Annotated in this window: 22 protein-coding genes; 12 read left to right on the top strand and 10 right to left on the bottom strand. The window is 64.4% G+C overall.

Going from position 1 to position 21,731, the window contains the following annotated elements; all coding sequences use genetic code 11:
* The first annotated feature begins 27 nt into the window (after positions 1–27).
* Positions 28–1,440, top strand: coding sequence for an FAD-binding oxidoreductase (locus JQ580_RS00775; RefSeq protein WP_212277856.1), 1,413 nt, complete (start codon positions 28–30; stop codon positions 1,438–1,440).
* Between the two features lie 8 nt (positions 1,441–1,448).
* On the top strand, positions 1,449–2,159 hold the full coding sequence (locus JQ580_RS00770) for a GntR family transcriptional regulator (protein ID WP_212277855.1): 711 nt from the start codon (positions 1,449–1,451) through the stop codon (positions 2,157–2,159).
* A 3-nt stretch (positions 2,160–2,162) separates the two neighbouring features.
* Here JQ580_RS00770 and JQ580_RS00765 read toward each other — a convergent pair whose 3' ends face one another.
* The 3 genes from JQ580_RS00765 to JQ580_RS00755 form a co-directional block, all read right to left on the bottom strand.
* Positions 2,163–2,327 (bottom strand): hypothetical protein, encoded by a 165-nt coding sequence (locus JQ580_RS00765; RefSeq protein ID WP_212277854.1) that lies wholly within the window; start codon positions 2,325–2,327, stop codon positions 2,163–2,165.
* 117 nt (positions 2,328–2,444) lie between these two features.
* A complete protein-coding gene (locus JQ580_RS00760; protein ID WP_212277853.1) occupies positions 2,445–3,389 on the bottom strand; it encodes a DMT family transporter in 945 nt (314 codons plus the stop codon).
* Complete coding sequence (locus tag JQ580_RS00755; RefSeq protein ID WP_212277852.1) at positions 3,370–3,645, bottom strand: hypothetical protein; 276 nt, start codon at positions 3,643–3,645, stop codon at positions 3,370–3,372. Before JQ580_RS00755 ends, JQ580_RS00760 begins: the two co-directional genes overlap by 20 nt.
* Positions 3,646–3,866: 221 nt before the next feature.
* Between JQ580_RS00755 and JQ580_RS00750 the strand changes: the two genes are divergently transcribed.
* The 3 genes from JQ580_RS00750 (at position 3,867) to JQ580_RS00740 (ending at position 9,360) form a co-directional block, all read left to right on the top strand.
* Positions 3,867–5,888 (top strand): YgiQ family radical SAM protein, encoded by a 2,022-nt coding sequence (locus tag JQ580_RS00750; protein WP_212277851.1) that lies wholly within the window; start codon positions 3,867–3,869, stop codon positions 5,886–5,888.
* A 609-nt stretch (positions 5,889–6,497) separates the two neighbouring features.
* Positions 6,498–7,457, top strand: coding sequence for an AraC family transcriptional regulator (locus tag JQ580_RS00745; protein WP_212277850.1), 960 nt, complete (start codon positions 6,498–6,500; stop codon positions 7,455–7,457).
* A 214-nt stretch (positions 7,458–7,671) separates the two neighbouring features.
* Positions 7,672–9,360, top strand: a complete 1,689-nt coding sequence (locus JQ580_RS00740) for a methyl-accepting chemotaxis protein (RefSeq protein ID WP_212277849.1) — start codon at positions 7,672–7,674, stop codon at positions 9,358–9,360.
* Positions 9,361–9,516: 156 nt separating this feature from the next.
* Here JQ580_RS00740 and JQ580_RS00735 read toward each other — a convergent pair whose 3' ends face one another.
* The 5 genes from JQ580_RS00735 to JQ580_RS00715 form a co-directional block, all read right to left on the bottom strand.
* On the bottom strand, positions 9,517–10,440 hold the full coding sequence (locus JQ580_RS00735) for an acetamidase/formamidase family protein (RefSeq protein WP_212277848.1): 924 nt from the start codon (positions 10,438–10,440) through the stop codon (positions 9,517–9,519).
* A gap of 43 nt (positions 10,441–10,483) precedes the next feature.
* The gene (locus tag JQ580_RS00730) at positions 10,484–11,311 is read right to left on the bottom strand and encodes an ABC transporter permease (RefSeq protein WP_249133888.1); all 828 of its coding nucleotides are present in this window, start codon (positions 11,309–11,311) and stop codon (positions 10,484–10,486) included.
* A gap of 20 nt (positions 11,312–11,331) precedes the next feature.
* On the bottom strand, positions 11,332–12,159 hold the full coding sequence (locus tag JQ580_RS00725) for an ABC transporter ATP-binding protein (RefSeq protein ID WP_212277846.1): 828 nt from the start codon (positions 12,157–12,159) through the stop codon (positions 11,332–11,334).
* Positions 12,156–13,202 carry an ABC transporter substrate-binding protein gene (locus tag JQ580_RS00720; RefSeq protein WP_212277845.1) on the bottom strand — a complete coding sequence of 349 codons (1,047 nt, stop codon included), beginning with the start codon at positions 13,200–13,202 and terminating at the stop codon, positions 12,156–12,158. Before JQ580_RS00720 ends, JQ580_RS00725 begins: the two co-directional genes overlap by 4 nt.
* Positions 13,203–13,511: 309 nt before the next feature.
* Positions 13,512–13,880 (bottom strand): transposase, encoded by a 369-nt coding sequence (locus JQ580_RS00715; RefSeq protein WP_212277844.1) that lies wholly within the window; start codon positions 13,878–13,880, stop codon positions 13,512–13,514.
* Between the two features lie 177 nt (positions 13,881–14,057).
* On the opposite strand from JQ580_RS00715, the gene JQ580_RS00710 reads away from it, so the two are divergent.
* From JQ580_RS00710 to JQ580_RS00700, 3 genes are all read left to right on the top strand, one after another.
* Positions 14,058–14,996, top strand: a complete 939-nt coding sequence (locus JQ580_RS00710; protein ID WP_106947777.1) for an acetamidase/formamidase family protein — start codon at positions 14,058–14,060, stop codon at positions 14,994–14,996.
* 146 nt (positions 14,997–15,142) lie between these two features.
* Positions 15,143–15,601, top strand: a complete 459-nt coding sequence (locus JQ580_RS00705) for an Rrf2 family transcriptional regulator (RefSeq protein ID WP_212277843.1) — start codon at positions 15,143–15,145, stop codon at positions 15,599–15,601.
* 27 nt (positions 15,602–15,628) lie between these two features.
* On the top strand, positions 15,629–16,312 hold the full coding sequence (locus JQ580_RS00700; protein ID WP_212277842.1) for a class I SAM-dependent methyltransferase: 684 nt from the start codon (positions 15,629–15,631) through the stop codon (positions 16,310–16,312).
* A 24-nt stretch (positions 16,313–16,336) separates the two neighbouring features.
* On the opposite strand, the gene styB is transcribed toward JQ580_RS00700, so the two are convergent.
* Positions 16,337–16,840 (bottom strand): styrene monooxygenase NADH-dependent flavin reductase subunit StyB, encoded by a 504-nt coding sequence (gene styB / locus JQ580_RS00695; RefSeq protein ID WP_249133887.1) that lies wholly within the window; start codon positions 16,838–16,840, stop codon positions 16,337–16,339.
* A gap of 6 nt (positions 16,841–16,846) precedes the next feature.
* Positions 16,847–18,097 (bottom strand): styrene monooxygenase subunit StyA, encoded by a 1,251-nt coding sequence (gene styA / locus JQ580_RS00690; RefSeq protein ID WP_212277841.1) that lies wholly within the window; start codon positions 18,095–18,097, stop codon positions 16,847–16,849.
* A 105-nt stretch (positions 18,098–18,202) separates the two neighbouring features.
* Here styA and JQ580_RS00685 point away from each other — a divergent pair, with 105 nt between their 5' ends.
* The 4 genes from JQ580_RS00685 to JQ580_RS00670 all read left to right on the top strand — a co-directional run bounded on the left by JQ580_RS00685 (position 18,203) and on the right by JQ580_RS00670 (position 21,652).
* Positions 18,203–19,132, top strand: coding sequence for a LysR family transcriptional regulator (locus JQ580_RS00685; RefSeq protein ID WP_212277840.1), 930 nt, complete (start codon positions 18,203–18,205; stop codon positions 19,130–19,132).
* A 30-nt stretch (positions 19,133–19,162) separates the two neighbouring features.
* A complete protein-coding gene (locus JQ580_RS00680) occupies positions 19,163–20,185 on the top strand; it encodes an LLM class flavin-dependent oxidoreductase (RefSeq protein WP_212277839.1) in 1,023 nt (340 codons plus the stop codon).
* Between the two features lie 100 nt (positions 20,186–20,285).
* Positions 20,286–20,747 (top strand): DUF2846 domain-containing protein, encoded by a 462-nt coding sequence (locus tag JQ580_RS00675; protein WP_212277838.1) that lies wholly within the window; start codon positions 20,286–20,288, stop codon positions 20,745–20,747.
* A 518-nt stretch (positions 20,748–21,265) separates the two neighbouring features.
* Positions 21,266–21,652, top strand: a complete 387-nt coding sequence (locus tag JQ580_RS00670) for a hypothetical protein (protein WP_212277837.1) — start codon at positions 21,266–21,268, stop codon at positions 21,650–21,652.
* The last annotated feature ends 79 nt before the right edge of the window (positions 21,653–21,731 follow it).

The raw sequence follows: 21,731 nt of genomic DNA, 5'->3' as shown, positions 1-21,731 counted from the left end.
GCGCGACCAGATTTTGGGATGTCTCGCATGAACATGGTGACCCCGATGAAGCGGCCCGACCAATTGCTCGGCGCCCTGCGCGACAAGCTTGGCGCGGCCGCCGTCCTGATCGGCACTGACGTGCCCGCCCGCAATTGCAACGACTGGAGCGCCAGCCTGCCGCAGACACCGCTCGCGGTGATCCGGCCGATCGACGCACAAGGCGTGGCCGACGCGATAGCGACCTGCCGGCAGGCGCATCTGCCGTTCGTGCCGCAGGGTGGGCTCACCGGACTGTGCCGCGGCGCCTCGCCCGAAGCCGGCTGGGTCGCGATCTCGCTGGAGCGCATGAGCGGCATCGAGGAGATCGACCGCGCCTCGATGACGATGACGGTGAAAGCCGGCACGCCGCTGGAAACGATCCAGAAGGCCGCGGACGAGGCGGGCTTGTTTTTTCCGCTCGATCTCGGCTCGCGCGGCTCCTGCGCCATCGGCGGCAATCTCTCGACCAATGCCGGCGGCAACCGCGTGATCCGCTACGGCATGACGCGCGAGCTGGTGCTCGGCTTGGAGGTGGTGTTGCCCGACGGCACCATCATCACCAGCCTCAACAAGCTGATGAAGAACAATGCCGGCTACGATCTGAAGCATCTGTTCATCGGCTCTGAAGGCACGCTCGGCATCATCACCCGCGTCGTGCTGAAGCTGTTCCCGAAGCCGCGCTCGACCATGGCTGCGCTCTGCGCGCTGAAGGACTACGCCGCGGTGATCGCGCTGCTCGGCGCTGCGCGCAGCGGCCTCGGCCCGTTGCTGTCGGCCTTCGAGGTGATGTGGCCGGACTATTGGGACGTGATCACGGCGCGCGCCGGCGTCAAGCCGCCGGTCGCAGCAGGGCACGGCCTCTACGTGCTGGTCGAGGCACAGGGCACCGACGAGAGCCTGGACGCGCCGCGCTTCCAGGCGTGGCTCGAAGAGCTGATGGAAAGCGGGCTGCTGGCCGATGCCGCCGTGGCGCAATCGCTGGCGCAGACGCAGAGCTTCTGGCGCGTGCGCGACATCTGCGCCGAGTTCGGCCAGGTGCTGGGGCCGCACATCTCCTACGACATCGGCCTTGCGGTGGCGCGGATGGACGAATTCGTCACGCGCTGCAAGGGTTCGCTGGCCTCCGGCATCGAGGGTTGCGAGAGCGTCTATTACGGCCATATCGGCGACGGCAATCTGCACCTGGTCTCCTGGGTCGCCGGCCTCTCCGTCGAGCAGCAGCCGAAGGAAGAGATGGACACGATCATCTACGGTCTCGTCCGTGAACTCGGCGGCAGCATCTCGGCCGAGCACGGCATCGGCACGCTGAAGAAGAGGTGGCTGGGCCATGCCAGGAGCGAGGCCGAGATCGCGCTGATGCGGACGCTGAAAGCCGCGCTGGATCCCGACAATCTGCTCAATCCAGGCAAGGTGATCTGAGAGCACCGATGCGATCGCTCAAGCTCGATATGCCGAAATCGCTGTCGCAGCGCGTGATGCAGCGGCTGCGCCAGGCGATCATCGACGGCGAGTTCGCGCTGGGAGCGGCCATCTCCGAGGAGATGGTGGCGAATTCCTTCGGCGTCAGCCGCACGCCGGTGCGCGAGGCGATGAACCAGTTGCAGGCGCAAGGCCTCGTGGTGATCCGTCCGCAGGTCGGGAGTTTCGTGTTCACGCCGAGCGCGGACGACATCAACGCGCTCTGCACCTTCCGCATCGCGTTGGAGCCCAAAGCGGCAGAGTTCGCCTATCGTCACGATCGCGACGGTGCGGTCGCAGCGATCAGCGAGGCCATCGCGGCGATGGAGCCGGCGGTCAATGCCAAGGACAACATCGCCTATGGCCGCGCCGATGCGGCCTTTCACGAGGCGCTGTTCACCCATTGCGGCAACCGCTATCTCGCCGAATCCTATCAACTGGTCTCGGGCCGCGTCGCCGCGCTGCGCACCAATCTGACCTCACCGATCGACGTGCGCACCCGCACCTCGTTCGACGAGCACCGCAGTCTGCTTGATCTGTTCGCGCGGGGCGCGTTCGCCGCCTTCGAGCAATTGATGACCACGCATATCACCAATTCGGGCGTGGTCTACGCCAAGGCCTTGAAGGTTGAGGCCTTGAAGGTAGAGGCTTTGAAAGTGGAGACGTCCGAGCGGGATTGATCGCTATTTTGCGTTTTTCGAGCCGGGCTTGGCCAGGAAATCCAGCGCGGTGTTGATCTGCTCGAGCTGGTGCTCGATCCTGTCGCGATCCTCGACCGACGGCGCCTTTTCGAGCTGCTCCACGAGCTTCTGCTTTCGCAACAGCAGGTTCTCAATGACTGTACTCACAGCTCCCCCACGCCAGAGGCGACCATTTGAGAACGCGCGCGAGCCGGGCTCGCAGCGACCCTTCCATCAGAATGTCCGCGCACCCGGATGGTTCCTGCAGGGTGTGCGCGGATGGAACTAGCGGCGCAGACTGGCCCAAACGCCGCCCAGGATCAGCAAGCCGCCGAAAAGATGGATCAGCTTCGGCGGCTCGCCGAGGATGACGAAAGACAGCAGCGCGCTTGCGATCGGCCCGAGATACAGCACAAGCGAGGTTCGCACCGAGCCAAATTTGCCGCCGAGCCAGGCGAAGCCGGCATAGGCGAGCAGGCCGGGAACGATCCCGGCAAAGACATAGGCGGAGAGAGCTCTCGTGCTGAAGACTTGCCCCGGCGTCGCCCACATCTCCATAGCCGCAAGCGGGAGCGAGAACAGGGCGCCGGCGCCCGAGAACAAGCTGATGCGCGCCAGCAGCGAGGCCCTTGGCGCGGCGCGCGATTGCAGCAGCGTGTAGCCGGACCAGCCGAGCATCGCGATCACGACGAGCCCATCGCCCGCCACGGTCTGAAGTTCGATCAGCGTCTGCGGATGGCCGCCGGAGATGATGAGCAGCGCACCGGCGAGCGCCAGCGCGGTGCCGAGCCATTGCAGCGGACCGACATGCTCCATGCCGCGCATGGCCGAGATCAGCAGCACCGTGATCGGTGACAGCGCCATGATCAGCGCGATGTGGATCGCCGTCGTGGAGACGCCGGCGGCGTAGACCGGGCCGCCGCACAGGAACATGCCCATGAAGCCGGCGGCGAGGATCGGCCAGATGTTGCGGCCGAGCGGCACGCGGCCATCGCGGATCTCCCTGAGCGCGATCGGCGCGAGCCCGATGGCGACGATGCTCCAGCGGAAGAAGGCGAGCGCGAAGGGCGGGACGGAGCCCGCGAGCCCGCGCGCCAGGACCTGATTGGAAGCCTGCGCGGTCGCCACCAGGACGAAGCCAATGAGCGCGATTGCGCCGAGCCAGGCATTCGCGGACGACGCTGGGCCGGCGACTGATCCATGACGGCCCTCAGAGGTTTCCTTGCCCATGGATCAATCGGATATCCGATGTCGGCCGCGGTGAGAACCCCGAGGAGGGCTCACCGATATGCATATGCGGCACGCGCGCCATTCCGGAAGGCGCGGAGACGCTTGCGAGCAGCACCGGCACGATGGGGGTGCGGGTGATCGAAACCGAGAACACCGCCAGCATGCAGATCCTCATCCGCACCGTCCGGCGGTCGCTGATCGGCAGGAACAGGAAAAACAGCATCGCAAGGATCAGCAGCGCGTCGATCAGAAACATGGGGCTCTCCTTCAAAGCTGGAGAGGAGCATGATGCGTTCGTGCCGGCCGAACTGTGGAAGGCGTCACACCCCTGATGGCATCAACGCGGGTCGCGCGGGTGGTGGAGTGAGCGGCCTACGCTCGTGAACGGTCAACGTGCCCGATTGCGGCCGTGGAACCTCGATCTTTCACGCCTCCGTCGGTTGTATTCGGCAGCGCGGAGTCCTATGCGTAGGCGCCATGGACACCCAGATCATCACCGCCGCACAGCCCCTGATGGCCCAGGCGCGCCCGCGCAAGCCGGCACCGTTTCTCCCGATGAGCCGCACCGAGATGGATGCGCTCGGCTGGGACGCCTGCGACATCGTGCTGGTGACCGGGGACGCCTATGTCGACCATCCCAGCTTCGGCATGGCCATCATCGGCCGGCTGCTCGAGGCGCAGGGTTTTCGGGTCGGCATCATTTCGCAGCCCGACTGGCACTCGGCCGAGCCTTTCAAGGTGCTTGGCAAACCAAAGGTGTTCTTCGGCGTCACCGGCGGCAATATGGATTCGATGGTGAACCGCTACACAGCGGACCGCCGCATCCGCAGCGATGATGCCTATACGGCTGGCGGCGAAGGCGGCAAGCGGCCGGACCGCTGCACTGTCGTCTACGCGCAGCGCTGCCGCGAGGCGTTCAAGGACGTGCCGATCGTGCTCGGCGGCATCGAGGCCTCGCTGCGCCGGATCGCGCATTACGATTACTGGTCGGACAAGGTGCGCCGCTCGGTGCTGGCCGACGCCAAGGCCGACCTGCTGCTCTACGGCAATGCCGAGCGTGCCGTCGTCGAGGTGGCGCAGCGGCTCGCCGCCGGCGAAGCGCCGCGCGCGCTCGACGACATCAGGGGCGTCGCGCTGTTCCGGAAAGTCCCCGAGGATTACACCGAGCTGCACGCCGACGATCTCGATTCCGCCGACGAGGGCGCGACGCGCCAGAAGGGCTTGACCGTGATCCGCCTGCCTGCGCTGGAGCAGGTCGAGCAGGACAAGGAAGCCTATGCCCGCGCCTCGCGCGTGCTGCACCGGGAGAGCAATCCCGGCAATGCGCGGCCGCTGGTGCAGCGTCATGGCGATCGCGACCTCTGGCTCAACCCGCCGCCGATCCCGCTGACCAGCGACGAGATGGACGCGGTCTACGACCTGCCTTACGCGCGCGCGCCGCATCCGTCCTATGGCGATGCGAAGATCCCGGCGTGGGACATGATCAAGTTCTCGGTGACGATCATGCGCGGCTGCTTCGGCGGCTGCACCTTCTGCTCGATCACCGAGCATGAGGGCCGCATCATCCAGAACCGCTCCGAGGGTTCTATTCTCCGCGAGATCGAGAAGATCCGCGACAGGACGCCGGGCTTCACCGGCGTGATCTCAGACATCGGCGGCCCCACCGCCAACATGTACCGGATGGCGTGCAAGGACCCCAAGGTCGAGGCGGCGTGCCGGCGGCCGTCCTGCGTCTTCCCCGAGATCTGCCCGAACCTCAACACCTCGCATGACGACCTCATCCGGCTCTATCGCAAGGTGCGCGAGACCAAGGGCATCAAGAAGGTGATGGTCGCCTCGGGCGTGCGCTACGACCTCGCGGTCGAGAGCCCTGAATACATCAAGGAACTCGTCACCCATCACGTCGGCGGCTACCTCAAGATCGCCCCTGAACACACCGAGCGCGGCCCGCTCGACAAGATGATGAAGCCCGGCATCGGCGCCTATGACAAGTTCAAGCGCATGTTCGATGCCGCCGCCGAACAGGCCGGCAAGAAATATTACCTGATCCCCTATTTCATCGCGGCGCATCCGGGCACGACCGACGAGGACATGATGAACCTCGCGCTCTGGCTGAAGAAGAACCGCTATCGCGCCGATCAGGTGCAGACCTTCCTGCCCTCGCCGATGGCGACCGCAACGGCGATGTACCACACCGGCGTCAACCCGCTGCGCGGTGTGCGCCACGGCGGAAGCGACAAGGTCGAGGCCATCAAGGGCCTGCGCCAGCGCCGACTGCACAAGGCGTTCCTGCGCTATCACGACCCCGACAACTGGCCGGTGCTGCGCGAAGCCCTGATCGAGATGGGCCGCCGTGACCTGATCGGCTCGCAGCCGCACCAGCTCGTGCCCGCACACCAGCCGCCAGGCACCGGAAAGGCCGCGGGAACGCGGCGGCCCGTGCGGCCGGGCGAGAAGTCGCAGCGGTTCACGACCAAGGGCTTGCGGGTGATGAAGTAGCGGGGCTGCGCCCGCCTCCGCCGGGGCGAAAAGTGCGAAAACAACCCCATGCACAGTAGACGGGGCCAGCAAGATCAATGGGTTAGAGCGCGACGAAATCGGGACGGGTCCCCGCGCACAGGAGCTCGCTGCTCCCAGACGGACGTCAAGAAAAAGATAACTGCTTGACCCTTCGTCGGGCAAAACAGGCGCAAGGCGACGTCGTTCCAAGCTCGCTCGCGGAGCTCGGGCAGGCATCTCGTCAGCCTGGGTTGCGATGGGAGAACGTATCCTTGCTCGTCAGTACATCGACACGGTGCACCTTGGCCGCATCGGCCAGGATGGCATTCATCTGTGTCACGTCGCGAAAGATATCTGCCAAGATCGTCGGTCCGGCAATATGCCGGAGACTAGTCGAATAGCACCGGCAAGCCGCGCCACGACCGAAGGCGGATGTCACTTTCTCCGTAAAATTACGGCATCCAAATTTGCATTGCAGAGGTCTGCCGGAAGCCAGCAGGGATTTCCTGTCAGGAGAATGTCCCATGCTATGCTACCTTTTTAGCGTGCGTCCGGAACACGCTCGTCGGCCGGGGCTCCGCGAACGATTTCCGATCCATCGACATGCTCTTGAAAAGATTTCCGACATTTCAAACCGGCGACGTGCAGGAGCTTGCACATCAACTCGAAGGCGTCGCCAATGGCCGCCTCCAATCGGCAGAGTTACCGGGCGGCCAAGCGACGGCCTATTGGTGCAACAGCATCGAGACGCAAAAATTACCGTTCATCATGTTGAAGAGCGATGCCGCGATCGACGTGACGTATCAGCCGGTCGATTACCTCAGGATTGTCTTCCAGACGCACAAGAACAGCCGACTCCTTCTGCGAGGAATGGAAATCGATACCGGCCCTCGCAACATAGGATATGTCATTCCGGAAGGCGTGGAGGCCAGGAAGATCGATCCCGACGGCCATTCGAGCCTGTTCATTCGTATCAACCCGGAGGACCTAAAACAGACCCTTGCCTCGCTGTGCGGCGAAGAGGTTTCAGGGCCAGTGCAGTTCGCACAACCGGCCGCCACCAACCTGAGTTTCGGCCGTTACGTGCGGGATACGGTGTTCCGGGGTGCACAGGAACTTGACGCGCTGGAACAACGGTTTCACGACAGGCTGATCGAGCAGATCCATGCTGTGGTGCTGCTTCGACTATTGATCCATCTCCCGCACAATCACAGCCACCTCCTCGATGCCTCGATACCGCGCCCGAGCATGCCGCAACTCAAGCAGGCCGAGGACTTCATCGTCGAGAATTTCAACAAGCCGATCGACGTGGCCGGGATTGCCGAAGCGACCGGAACGAGCGTCCGATCCATCTTTCGATATTTTCAACAGATCCACGGCGAATCTCCGAGCATGTATCTGAAGCGTCTGCGGCTCGAACGCGCGCGGACCATGCTGGCAGACAGCGAGGCGTCCAGATCTGTGACGGAAGTCGCCCTGTCGTGCGGCTTCCAGAGCCTCGGTCATTTCGCGCGCGCCTACCGGCAGCGCTTCGGAGAGCTTCCGTCGGATACAGCGGCAAGACATTGACGCCTCACTGCCGGCGCAGCGCTCGCGGCCGAGCGTGACGATCACGTGTCCCCGACATGACGGCGGGAACGCCGTGGCACGTTCGGAACGAAGCTGGCCTGCCCGGGATTTTATCAATTTTTACGCGAATTGCGGAATGTCCGGCATGGCGACCGCTCATCCGCTTCCGCGATGAAACGCGCGGCCGCGTGACAATGGCGTCGGAGATTTCATCATGTTTGCCAAATGGTCGATTCGCTCGAAGATCATCGCGGTCATCGCGATCATGCTTCTCCTGATGGGAGGCTTGGGAGCGATGGCGGTGCGGAGCATGGACGGCATCAACGCCCATTCCGTCGCGATCGCCACCAACTGGCTGCCCAGCGTCCGCGCGCTCGGCAACATGCGAACCGCCATCACCGAATATCGCATTGCGATTCGCGATCACATCTTCAATGAAACCGCTGATGGCAAGGCCGGCTTCGAGAAACGGGCGGCAGCTAGCCTCGCGATCATCGAAAACCAGCGCCAGGCCTACGAGCGAATGATCACCTCGCCGGAGGAGCGCAAGAATTACGTCGAGTGGGTGCGTGTCTGGGGGGACTACCGCAAAGCCGTCGACGAAGTCACCGACATGTCACGGAAAATCCTCGGTCGTCCCGCGCTCGAAGCGCGCGAACTGCTTGCCAAATACGGCAAGCTGAGCGTTCAATCCGACGAACTTCTCCAGAAGAACATCGACATCAACGACAAGGGCGCGGATGACGAAACACGAGCCGCGGCCGAAGGCTACAGCTCCGCCCTCATGGTGATCGTCGGGATCATCCTGGCTGCGGTGACCGGCGGAGCGTTGGTCGGCTTCATTCTCATGCGCGACGTGTCAGCGGGCATTGCCTCGATCATCAAGCCGATGCAGGAACTGGGCCGGGGCGATCTTTCCGCCGAAGTCACCCATCGCGGCGAGAAGACCGAAATTGGTGCGATGGCCGACGTGCTGCAGCTGTTCAAGGAAGCCCTGATCGCGAAGAAGGCATCTGACGAAGCAGCTGCGCGCGACGCTGAGGCCAAGATCGAGCGTGGCCGCCGGGTCGACGGCATCACGCGCGACTTCGAAGCGATGATCGGTGAGATCGTCGAGACCGTATCCTCGGCCTCGACCGAACTCGAGGCGTCTGCAAGCACGCTGACCGCCACCGCCGGACAGGCGCAGGAGGTGACGACCATGGTTGCGACGGCATCCGAGGAGGCGTCCACCAACGTGCAGTCGGTGGCGTCGGCCACCGAGGAACTGTCATCCTCCGTCAATGAGATCAGCCGGCAGGTGCAGGAATCGGCGCGGATGGCCGGTGATGCCGTCAACCAGGCGCGCAGGACCAACGATCGTGTCAGCGAGCTGTCCCGCGCCGCGAGCCGGATCGGCGACGTGGTCGAGCTCATCAACACCATCGCAGGCCAGACCAACCTTCTGGCCCTGAACGCCACCATCGAGGCGGCGCGAGCCGGTGAAGCCGGCCGCGGCTTTGCAGTGGTCGCCTCCGAAGTGAAGGCGCTGGCCGAACAGACCGCGAAAGCCACCGGTGAGATCGGACAGCAAATTTCCGGCATCCAGGCGGCGACCCGGGAGTCCGTCGGTGCCATCGAGGAGATCGGCGGCACCATCGAAAAGCTCTCCGAAATCGCGTCCACCATCGCCGCGGCCGTCGAAGAACAGGGAGCTGCAACGCAGGAAATCTCGCGCAACGTCCAGCAGGCGGCGCAGGGCACCCAGCAGGTCTCGTCCAACATCATCGGCGTGCAGCGCGGAGCCACCGAGACCGGCTCGGCCTCGTCTCAGGTCCTGTCCGCGGCGAAGTCTCTTGCCAGCGACAGCACCCGCCTGAAGCGCGAGGTGCGACAATTCCTCGAGGCGGTCCGTGCGGCCTGAGGCAAGTCCTCGAGGCAATATCTGTCGCACGCGTTTCGAACGGCTCGTCACCTCCGGTGGCCGAGCCGCGAAGCGGTCGACTCGAAGGACGAGGCGTGCGCTCCGCTCACGCAGAGAGCCATGTGCGATTGCCCTGCCGCAGCACGGCAGCACCTGTTACCCGTGGTACCGCTCCAGCAGGCTCCGCTCCACCTTGCAGATGTACGTGTATTTCGGATTGACCACCTGCGTGCAGCGAGCTTCGGCGACCTGACCGAGCAGCATGTAGCCCTCGGCGGCTGGAATCTTCCAGTCGTCCTCCATCCAATAGACCATCTCCTCGAACGCGATGCGCATGGCGTCCTCCAGCGGGCGCGCGCATCCGAGCGTGCAGATGTGGGTGGCCGTTTCGATGCGCGGATGAGTCAGTCGCGCCGGCGCCTTGGCGAGAGAGACCTTGACCGTGAGGTTGGCCGCGATCTCGATCGCGCCCATTCCGTTGCATTCGCCGTCGCCCTGGATGGCATGGCAGTCGCCCAGGAAGAGATGCGCGCCGTCCTTGTTGACGCGGAAGAAGATGCTGTTGCCGGTGGTGATCTCCTGGACGTCCATGTTGCCGCCATGCGGGCCGTTGTCGACGGTGAGAACCGCGCCGTGGACCGGCGCCACACCGGCCACGCCGATCATCGGCTTGACGGGCAGCTTCAGATGCTCGTTCCAGTGCACGTGGCCGTCCTTGACCTCGACGACGCGCGTCTGGATCCCGAACTCCTTGCGCCTGACCCAATCGGGAAACATGCCGATGCCCGGCCAGAGCGCGGTGAAGCCGAGCTTGTCGAGCTCCATGCCGACGATTTCGAGGCGCAGCATGTCGCCCGGCTTGGCGCCGCGCACCTCGATCGGACCGGTGGCGCCGTTGACGAACGGCATCGTTACGTCGGCCTCGGTCAACTGCTGCCCAAGATGACGGATGGTGCCGTCGTTGGCGTTGATGGCACACTCAACCACGAAGGTTTCGCCGGGCTCGACGCTCGCGATGAAACTGTCGTCCCCGGACAGCGCGTATTTGATGTTTCCGGCCTTGCTGATGCGCTTGGACATGGTTCCTCCCTGGGCGTTTCGGAATATGGTTGATCGCTCGACGTCAGGCCTGGCGCCGCCACGGAATCAGCAGCCGCTCGATCTTGCCGACGAGCCAGGTCAGAACGAGCGCAAGGACGATCGTCACGACGAGCGCGGCGAATACCTTGGGAATGATATAGAGCGAGCCGGCCTTGAAGATCGCGTGACCCAATCCTTCCGACGATGACATGAACTCGCCGACGATGGCGCCGATCAGCGCGAAGCCGACCGTCAGCTTCAGCCCCGCGAAGATGTCCGTGAGCGACGCCGGGACGACGAGCTTCCGGAAGATCTGGAACTTGGAGGCGCCGAGCGTCTTCATGAGATTGATCTGGTCGCCGTCGACGCCGATCGCTCCCTTGTAGGACGTTACAAGCGCGACGATCACCACCGACAGGGTGGACATGGCGACCTTCGAGACCAGCCCGGTGCCGAACCAGATGATCACGATGGGGGCGAGCGCGATGATGGGGATCGAGCCGAGCGCGATGACGAAGGGCTGAACGACGCGGGAGACGAAGCGCGAATACCAGAGCAACAGGCCGAGCAGCGTGCCGACCAGATTGCCCAGGAAGAAGCCGAGCAACGTCTCCATGCCGGTGACGCCTGCATCGCGATACAGGCTTCCGTCCTTCGCCATCTGCGCCAGGAAGCCCGCGATCGCCGACGGCGATCCGAACATGAAGGCCGCGGGGCTGCCCTTCGGCGTGGCGTATTCCCACAGGACGAGAAGAGCGGCCAGGACGAGGACCTGGGTCGCGAGCACGGCGATGCCGTCGCGCAGTCTTTGCCATCTTGCACGGCCCCGTGGCGATGCAGCGCTTGCGGCAGGCTTCGACGCGTCAACCATGCGGGTCTCGATACCTGTCGTCATTGGATCGCGATATCGAGGTCGGCCCAGATGCGCCGGACGTATTGGCTGAAATCCGGCCTCTCGCGCAGCGAAATCATGTCGCCGCGGTCGGCACCGAACTCGATCTGATAGGTCGTCTTGACCCAGGTCGGCCGCCGCGACAGCACGACGACGCGATCGGCCAGCGACACGGCTTCCTCGATGTCATGGGTAATGAGCAGCATCGAACGTCCGCCCTTTCGCACGAGATCCACCATGTCATGCTCGATCAGCAGCTTGGTCTGGAAGTCGAGCGCGGCGAATGGTTCGTCCAGCAGCAACACGTCCGGATCGTTGACGAGGGTCCGCGCCAGCGCCACGCGTTGCCGCATGCCACCCGACAGGGTCGAGGGGTAATGGTCCGCGAACCCGTGCAGCCCGAGCTGATCGAGCATGGCCCGGCTGCGGTCTTCCGCCTCTGCGGCAGCGACGCCGCGGATCTCGAGGCCGAGCATGGTGTTGCCGAGCGCGGTGCGCCATGGCAGCAGCAGATCCTTCTGCAACATGTAGCCGACGTTTTGCGGCTGACCGGAGACCTGCCGGCCATGCCAGCGGATGCGGCCCGCATCGGGCGCCAGCAGGCCGCACAGCGTGTTGAGCAGCGTGGTCTTGCCGCAGCCGGACGGGCCGACGATGCTGACGATCTCGCCCTTGCGCAGCGTCATGCTGAGATCGGCGATGACAGGCACGACCCGGCCATCGAGATCGTAGCCTTTGGCGACATGCTCGACCACGAGCGGGAGGGCGGCGCCGTCCACGGCCCCGCCCTCTCCGGGCTTCGCGTATGTGGCAGCCTCGGCGATCATTTCAGGCTGGCGATCGCCTTTTCAGCGAACGAGTTGTCGATGATCTGCTCGAACGGAACCGATCCCTTGGCATTGCCGAGGTAGATCTGCATGTCCATGAGGTTCTTCCACTGATCCTGCTTGGTGATCACGGACTGCGCCGGGATCAGGTATTGCAGCTCCGCGTCGATCGCCTTGTCGACGACCTCGCCGGGCAAATCCGGAAACTCCTTCCGTGCGACTTCCTTGGCGAAGGCCGGATCGGCGTAGGTCTTGCGCGAGGCCTCCTCGAACGAGGTGACGAGCGCCTGCACCATTTGAGGATCCTTCTGAATGGTCGAGGGCAGCACCATGATTCCGGTGTTGCAGAACGGCCCGACATAATTCGAGAAGTCGAACACGACCTTGGCGCCTTGCGCCTCCGCGGCGGCGACGCTCGGCTGATAGGCGACCGCCATATCCGCCTGCCCGGCCAGCATCGCCGCGATCTCGGTGCCGGGATTGACCGGAACGATCGTGGCGTCGGTACCCAGCTTGAGCCCGGCCTTTTCCAGCATCCGCTTGGTGACGCTGAAATTGGTGTTCGGCTCCGGCGAGGTGACGATCTTGAGACCCTTGAACTCCTTCGGATCGGTGATCGGCTTGAGCGTCTTGGAGACGCCGAAATAATGCGCGCGCTGCACGACGGTCCCCACAACGACACCGGGGCCGCCGTTCTCGCGCGAGATCTGCGCCATGGTCGCATCGCCGATCGCGAAGTCCGCGGAGCCGCCGAGCACGGCCGCGAAAGTCTGGGTGTCGCCGCCGGCGGCGCTCACCTTCATGTCGAGACCGTTTTTCTTGAAGATGCCGGCATGCATGCCGACGTAGAGGTTGATGTAGCCCAGATTGTGCACGGCCTCGCTGAAGCGAACGGTCTTGAGCTCGGCGGCGGAGGCGATACCGGATCCCATGAGCGGTGCGGCGCCGATGCCGGCAACGAGTATCGACGAGGCTGCGAGGAATCGGCGGCGGTTGAGCACACGACCACTCGGCGTGGCCGGAGGACGAACATCATTGGTCATGGCGCGAAATTCTCCAGAGCTGCTGAAAGGCAGCTCAAAGACTAGGCGCCGACCTCCGTGCATCAAGGCGAAATAAGCGACGCATTCTGCACGCGATTTGAACCGGGCGATGAATATGTCGTGCGGGTGGCGCGAACGCTGGATTCTTGATCGCGTTGCGCCTCATTTCCGCTCGTTCTGCAATCGGTCCGAGGCAGACGTCGGCGGGCCGCGAACGATTCCGTCATTTTTGACATTATCGCTGCACAAAGAATTTGCAGAACCGCGAACGAGCTTGCAGGTTCCATCCGTCCCAGCGGAGTCCGCACGTTACGGATTGACGCGCACCGAGGAGAAGCGGCCGGTCAACGCGCCACCACACTTCTCCGCTGCGATCCGGCTGGCGCGAGTACCCTGCTGCGGCGTGGCCGTCGATGTGCCGTCTTTCTTTTCAGTGTCCGTGTTGCGCAACTGTTCGAACAGATTGCTGACGAGGCCGCGCAAGCGCACATTCTCGGACTTCAGCTCGTTCATCTGCTGAATGGCGTGGACGTCGAGGCCGCCGAAGCTGCGGCGCCAGCGATAGAACGTGCGCTCGGTAATGCCGGCGGCCTTGCAGATCTCTGCAATCGACACCCCGGAGCTCGCTTCGGCAAGGAGATGAATAATCTCATTCGCAGTGAAACGGGACCGCCTCATCGATCTCTCCCCCGGCCCGCCATTTGCACGGAACACCGCGCAGGGCCTGAGGCCAGTATAGCCGAAGGATTGCCGCAGCCTAGAATGTCCAAGGACGATTTTGCCGGTCGCGCCCGTGATGCCCCGGCACGATTGCCCGCCCGCGAGAGCGCACCCGCCATGCCTGGAGTTCATCCGATGCAACGCCACCACGAGATAGCCAGTACGCCCGAGAACATGGTCTGGGGCTATCTGGACTGCAGCACACGACCTGTGCTGGAAATCAACTCCGGCGACAGCGTGACGCTGCACAGCTTCCCGGCAGGTGGCAAGGAGACGCTGCCGGACGACCTTTCGCTGGTTCCCGAGGACTATCGAGTCGCCCTCGAGACGATGCAGCCGGGGCCGGGACCTCACTTCATCACCGGCCCGGTTTATGTGCGCGGCGCCAATGTCGGCGACACCCTCCAGGTCGATATCCTCAACGTGAAGGTTCGTCAGGATTGGGGCTTCGTGTCGATCCTTCCTCTGCTCGGAACGCTGCCGGACGAATTCACGGATTATGAGACGATCCATCCGGTGATCGACCGCGAGCGCGAGGTCTGCATCATGCCATGGGGCACCGAGATTCCGCTCGCGCCCTTCTTCGGCATCATTGCCACGGCCCCGCCACCAAGCTGGGGCCGCTGCGGATCGCCCGTTCCGCGCGCCTTCGGCGGCAACATGGACAACAAGGAGCTGCGGGCCGGCACGACGCTGTATCTGCCGGTGTTCAACGAGGGCGCATTGTTCTTCGCCGGCGACGGTCACGGCGTGCAGGGCGATGGCGAGGTCTGCATCACGGCGCTCGAGACCGGCGTCACCGGAACCTTCCGCCTGACGGTTCGCAAGGACATGGACCTCCGGTGGCCGTTTGCCGAGAGCGCCACGCATCTGATGTCGATCGGGCTCGACGAGGATCTCGATGACGCCGCCAAGCAGGCGGTCCGGGAGATGGTCAAGCACGTCTGCGCGCGGACCAACCGCACGCGTAACGAGGCCTACATGCTGTGCTCGCTGGCCGGCAATCTTCGGGTCACCCAACTCGTCGACGGCAACAAGGGCATTCACATGCTGCTGCCCAAAGCGCTGCTTTAGATCGACGCAAGAAAATCAGGATCTGCGCATGACTCCACCGCGCTTCGCCGTCAGCCGACGCGCTGGCCTCGCGCGTTCATCAATGCGCGTCGGGTGAGAGGGACGTCGGCTTGACGGCCGGCTCATCATGTAACATATAAAGTTACATGAAACAAGATTCCCGGCTCTCCGGCGTTCTCCACGTCCTCCTGCACATGGCACAGCAGCCCGGGCCTTTCACGTCCGAGACGCTGGCAAGGGCCATGGACACCAACCCGGTCGTGATCCGCCGCATCATGGCGGGGCTGCGGGAGATCGGTTACGTCCGATCCGAAAAGGGACACGGCGGCGGCTGGACGATCGCCTGCGACCTGTCGAAGGTGACTCTGCGCGACATCTATGCCGCGCTCGGCAATCCCCCGCTGCTGGCGATGGGCAACCGGACCGAGTCGCCCGGCTGTCTGGTCGAGCAGGCCGTCAATGCCGCGCTCGATCAGGCCTTTGACGATGCGGAGGCGCTGCTGCTGGCGCGGCTCGGCGAGGTGACGCTGGCGATGCTGGGCGAGGACCTGCGCAAGCGGCTCGGCGCACGCAAGCATCAAGGCATGAGCGCCCATCGCGCGTGATCGCGCTCCCTTCACCAGAGTAACATCATGACCGACATTCAAACCATGTTCTCCGATCCGCAGGCCGTGGCGCGCTACACCGAAGGGCCGCCGCGCTTCGTGCCCGGCTACAATGCCATGCTGTCCATGGCGGCGATCCTGCTGGGGGAGCGCGTTCCGAACGACGGCAGCGTGCTGGTGCTCGGCGCCGGCGGCGGCCTCGAGCTCAAGGCGTTTGCGCGAGCACATCCCGGCTGGCGCTTCGACGGCGTCGATCCGTCCGCGGCGATGCTGGCGCTGGCCGGGCAGACCCTGGGGCCGCTCGCACCGCGTGCGCGCCTGCATCGAGGCTATATCGATGACGCGCCGGAGGAACCGTTCGACGGCGCCAGCTGCCTCCTGACCCTTCACTTCGTCGATGTCGCCGAACGGCGCCGCATCGCCTGGGAAATCCGCCGCCGGCTCAAGCCGCGCGCACCGTTCGTGGTCGCGCATCTGAGCGCGCCCGACGGCGAGGAAGAGCGCCCGCTGTGGCTGTCGCGCTACTCCGCGTTCCTGGCCGCCGCCGGCGTCGAACCCGAGCAGGCGGCCGCCGCACGTAACGCCGTCACCAACCATCTGGAGATTCTCGCGCCCGCCCAAGACGAAATTATTTTGCGGGAGGCCGGCTTCTCCGACCCCACGCTGTTCTACACCGGCTTCGCGTTCCGAGGCTGGGTGGCCTACGCCTGAGGCCGTCACGGCTTCACGCGGGCGTCAGCGATCGACCGGCACACCGGGGCCGAGATGATACCGGCTGGAAAAGAACACCAGCGGGGTGGTGTCGTCATGGTCGCACGCCGAGACTTCGGCGATGATCAGCGTGTGGTCGCTGACATCGACGTGACGCGTGACCTCGCAGGCGAACCAGGCGACGCATCCCGACAGCCGCGGCAGGCCGTCCACGATGTCGTAATCCGGGCTGGCGCCGGTGTTCGGCTGGCTGGCGAAATGCCGCGAGAGGTCGCGGCCATGATCAGGCAGGACGTTCACACAATAACGTCCCGTCGCCGAGATCGCACGGTGCATGCGGCCCGGCATGACCGAGACCAGCACGGTCGGCGGCGACAGGCTGACGGTGACGAAGCTGTTCACGGTCATGCCGCAGACGCGGCCGTGCTCGTCGAGCGCGGTCAGCACCGCAACGCCGGTCGCGAAGCGCGAGGCGGCTTCGCGGAACGCGGCGGGATTGGCGCGCGGCATCTCAATTTCCGCTCGCATCGATCCTCACGCAATCGCCCTGATCGGCTCGGCCGGCGCCGACATGCGCTCGATCCAGGCCTGGATGCGCCCCGGCGTCGAGATGTGGTCCCACTGCCGGTCCGGATAGTTGAAATTCTCGGTGAACTCGTTCGCCAGCGCCGGGTTCTGGCTCATCGCGCCGATCAGCATGCCCAGCGCTTCCGTCGGCGGCTGCAGCATCACGTTGGTCCAGCGCGACGCCGCCAGCACGCGGTCCTGCCGCTTCAAATCGATCTTCTCGCACAGCCGGGCGTCGAACGCGTCGGAATTGACGATCTCCTCGCCGAGCACGAAGGCCGCATAGGAGGCGACGTTGGCGCCCTGGCCCATCATGGGATCGACGATCGCATGGACGTCGCCGAGCGCGATCGCGCATTTGCCGTCGTCGAATTCGACCACCGTGTTGCGCACCGTCGGCACGACGCCGCCTTGCAGGAGATCCTGCGGCTGCGCGAGGTCGAAGCGCGAGGTATCGATGCGGTCATAGGTCGTCGGATGATGCTTCTCCAGCTTGCCCAGCAGCACCTTCAGGAAGTGCTTCGGATTGTCGTCGTAACTGAGCATCGCCAGTTCTTCCATGTCGCCGCCCGGCACGTTCTCCATCAGCAGCGCGTTGGCGATGCCGCCGAAGGTGATGGTCGGGATCACGATCATCTCACCGTGGCCGGGAGAAACCGAGAGCGTAACGTTCATGGGATCGGGCTGCCGCACGCCGGTGTAGAGCCCGACACACAGCCGCCGTTGCGGCTGCGAATAGGGCGTATGTTCGGGACGGTAGGTGAAGAGCTGGCCCAGCGGACCCTTGCCGGTCGATACCACCAGCAGATCGAAGCGGGCGACCAGCGGACGGATGTCGCGCTCTTCGATGCGGCGGTACTCGATCCTGCCGCCGCGGCTGGCGAAGTCGTTCATCAGCGCGGGAAGATAGATCCGATAGTCGACGGCGCGGCTCGGCTTCGAGAAGTCGCCGCGAAAGCTCAGTGGCTGCGGAAAATTGAAGACGTGGTCGTGATAATAGTAATGGTCCTTCGGATCGGTCCAATGATTGACGCCGAGATAGTCCTCGCGGGCGATCGTCACGTGGTGGTGCGCAACGGTGTTGAGCAGCCGGATGTCGCGGTAATCCTCGGGCGGCCGGTCGGTGATGACGGTGGCGTCCACGCCGTGCTTTTGCAGATAGAGCGCGAGGTGCAGGCCGGCGATGCCGGCGCCGACGATTCCGATGTTGCGTGCCACTGTCGTCTCCTCCCCTGGTCGCTTGTTTTGAGGAAGCCTAGCGACCGGCCGTGTTGCACACTACGGAATAACCGGGATATGATTTATTCCAACTTGGAATAGATCATGGACCGGATCGATTGCCTGCGCGCCTTCGTCCGCACCCTCGAGGGCGGCAGCTTCTCGGCGGCTGCCAAGGAGCTGGGGATCGGCCAACCCGCCATCAGCAAGCGCATCGCATTGCTGGAGAGCGAGTTCGGCACGCAGCTGTTCCTGCGCACGACCCGCACGCTCAAGCCGACGGCCGAGGCGCACCGGATCTACGAGCTGGCGCGCCAGATTCTCGGCAGCTTCGACATGGCGCGGTCGAGCGTGGAAGAAGCGGCGCCCCGTCCCACCGGCACGCTCCGGATCGGCGTGCCGTCGTCGTTCGGACGGCGCTACATGATGCCGATCGTTGCCGAATATGTGCGGAATTATCCGGAAGTGAGGGTCGACATCCGCTTCAGCGAGCGGTTCGTGAACCTGGTGGAGGAAGGCATCGAGCTTGCCTTGCGGATCGGACATCTGGAGGCGAGCACGCTAGTTGCCCGCCGGCTCGGCACCGTGCAGCGCCATCTGGTTGCGACACCCACCTATCTACACGGCCGCCCGCTGCCGCGGACGCCTGACGATCTCGGCTCGCATCAATGCATCGTCTATTCCAGGATGTCGCCGGCGCACCAATGGGCGTTCGAATCCGAGCACGGCCGTCACGTCGCATCGGTCAACGGCCCCATCCAGGTCGACGACGCCGATGCGATGCAGGAGGCAACGATGCATCATCTCGGCATCGCGATCCTGCCCGAGTGGAATGCCGCCGACGGTCTTCGCAGCGGCGAGCTCGAACATGTGCTTCCGGACTACAGCATCGCCGCGCTGCCGCTGCACGCGGTCTATCCGGAGACGCACTGGATGTCGCCGCGGGCGCGAAGCTTTCTGGACCTCCTGGTCGAGCGCGCCGACCATTTCGCGATTGCATCGTCTGCAGGCACCGCCATCCATGCGGGTGGTTGACGCCGTCCTGCCCTGCATTAAATGACGTCCATGAAGAAGATCGGATTTCTGTCCTTCGGACACTGGACCCCCTCGCCGCAATCGCAGACCCGCTCCGCGGCAGACACCCTGCTGCAATCGATCGAGCTTGCGGTCGCGGCCGAGCAACTCGGCGCGGATGGCGCCTACTTCCGCGTGCACCATTTCGCGCGGCAGCTGGCTTCGCCCTTTCCACTGCTCGCGGCGGTCGGCGCGAGGACGAGCAAGATCGAGATCGGCACGGCCGTGATCGACATGCGCTACGAGAACCCGCTCTACATGGTCGAGGACGCCGGCTCTGCCGACCTGATCGCCGGCGGCCGGCTGCAGCTCGGCATCAGCCGCGGCTCGCCCGAGCAGGTGATCGACGGCTGGCGTTACTTTGGTTATCGCCCGGCCGAGGGCCAGAGCGACGCCGACATGGGCCGGCGCCACGCCGAAGTCTTCCTCGATCTCCTGCGCGGCGAAGGTTTTGCCGAGCCCAATCCGCATCCGATGTTTCCGAATCCGCCGGGGCTGCTCCGCCTGGAGCCGCATGCGCAGGGTCTGCGCGAGCGGATCTGGTGGGGCGCGGGCTCGAATGCGACCGCGGTGTGGGCAGCGAAGCTCGGCATGAATCTGCAGAGCTCGACGCTGAAGAACGACGAGACCGGCGAAGCCTTCCACGTGCAGCAGGCCGCGCAGATTCGCGCCTATCGCGCCGCGTGGAAGGACGCCGGCCACGCCCGCGAGCCCCGCGTCTCCGTGAGCCGCAGCATCTTTGCACTGATGGACGATCGCGACCGCGCCTATTTCGGCCGGGAGCGCGGAGGCGAGGACCAGATCGGCTTCATCGACCCGCAGACCCGGGCGATCTTCGGCCGGAGTTATGCCGCCGAGCCCGATGCGCTGATCGAGCAGCTGCGCAAGGACGAGGCGATCGCGGAGGCCGACACGCTGCTGCTGACGATCCCGAACCAGCTCGGGGTCGATTACTGCGCGCATGCGATCGAGGCGATCCTCAAGCACGTCGCCCCGGCGCTGGGGTGGCGCTGAGACGAGCTCGCGCGGCACGACCAGAAGTCGCGGTTGACTTCGTCCACCACCCTCGCCAATGATTCCTCCGGGGACTGTTGGACTGAATCAGGGGGTTGGAATGGGCTTGCGTCCGGGGATTTTCGTTGCGGCTTTCCTGCTTGCGGGGTGTGCATCAGGGCCGATGGGCAGCACGGCCCTGACGGATAACGTCAAGGCAAATACGGCGCGGCTGGTGGTCTATCGCTCATCCGCCCTGGGTTTCGCGATCCAACCGAGCTATTCGGTCGATGGACGCCCCGTTGGAGGCAGTCAGGCTGCAGGTTTCCTGGCCTGCGACCTGCCTCCGGGCCGCCACGAGGTTGCGGTCAACAATCTTCCACTGAGCAGCAATCTGTTCGGACAGGGAAGCGAGAAAGTGAGCCTCGATCTGCGCGCCGGCAGCACCACCTACCTCTCCGCCCAGCCACAGATGGGAATCATCACGCCCGGTGCGATCACGTTGATCCAGGTCGCGGAAAGCCAAGGCCGTGCCGACGTCGCCAGCTTACATCAGAGCAACAGCTCGTGCGGCAAGGCGTGATTTGAGACGCTCCGCGCTCCCTGCGGAGTTCGACCAAGCGGGCGAACCAGAGGCCGTGCGGAAGCGGGCCAGGGCTCATCCTGCGTCGTAGATACTTGCGTGTAACGGCAAATCGCCTAAGCGCCTGAACGTGGCGCCGACGGCTAACGGCGCAATCAAGATAAGAAATCCGGAGGCCGTGCGGCTGACGCATCGACCGACGCCAAGCCAGGCGGGCTGCGGCCCCGGTTTCGACCATCATCGAAACCGGGGCCTTCGCATTCAGTGCATGTGTCCAATGAGATAAATGCCGCCGCCGACGACCAGGATGGCGGGCACGGCCCAGAGAATCAAAATGGGCATCTTCCTCTCCTCCAATCAGCTGCTCCCGGTAGCAAAACAGGAAAAAGTGGCAAACGTTCCCCTATCGGCGGAACGGGCAGGCCGGTGCCGCGTTCATCGCAGCACCGCATGCGGCAGACCGTGGAGAAGCGGCTCGGCTCGCAGTCGCGCTTCCTCCATCTCGCGGTCAATTCCTGATGCCCATCATTCGCTACCTTGTGTTCGCAAGTGCATTCGTCGCGGCGTTGCTGTTCGCGCTCGACCGCAGTTTGCCTCCACTCAACGATGTCTCCGCTGGCGCTGGTGTCGACCGATCGGTCATTCGCATCCATTCCGCGCGCGCCCTGCCTGAGAAGATCATTCTGGACACGTCAAGCATGGTTGCGATGGAGACATCATGGGATCTGCTTGTCTCAGAGGCCTCAAACCGCGCTGCAAGCCAGGCGTTGGCGTCGGCGGAATCAGCGGGGCAGACGTCCGAGATTGCGCACAAACCTCGACTGAGCCCGAGCCACGCAACGCCTGCGCGTTCCAGTCGCACTGCCAGCTCGGCAGCTGCGCTGCGCTCTGCGATCGTCGAGTAACGATCGACGCATTCTGAGTGAACTAACTACGTCGCGGGAACGCGGCGCAAGAGCGGTGCGCACTTCGTGCGGATGAATG

It is taken from the genome of Bradyrhizobium sp. SZCCT0148 (assembly GCF_018129985.1).
Classification (GTDB): domain Bacteria; phylum Pseudomonadota; class Alphaproteobacteria; order Rhizobiales; family Xanthobacteraceae; genus Bradyrhizobium; species Bradyrhizobium japonicum_H.
This window is presented reverse-complemented; position numbering and strand designations above follow the sequence as displayed.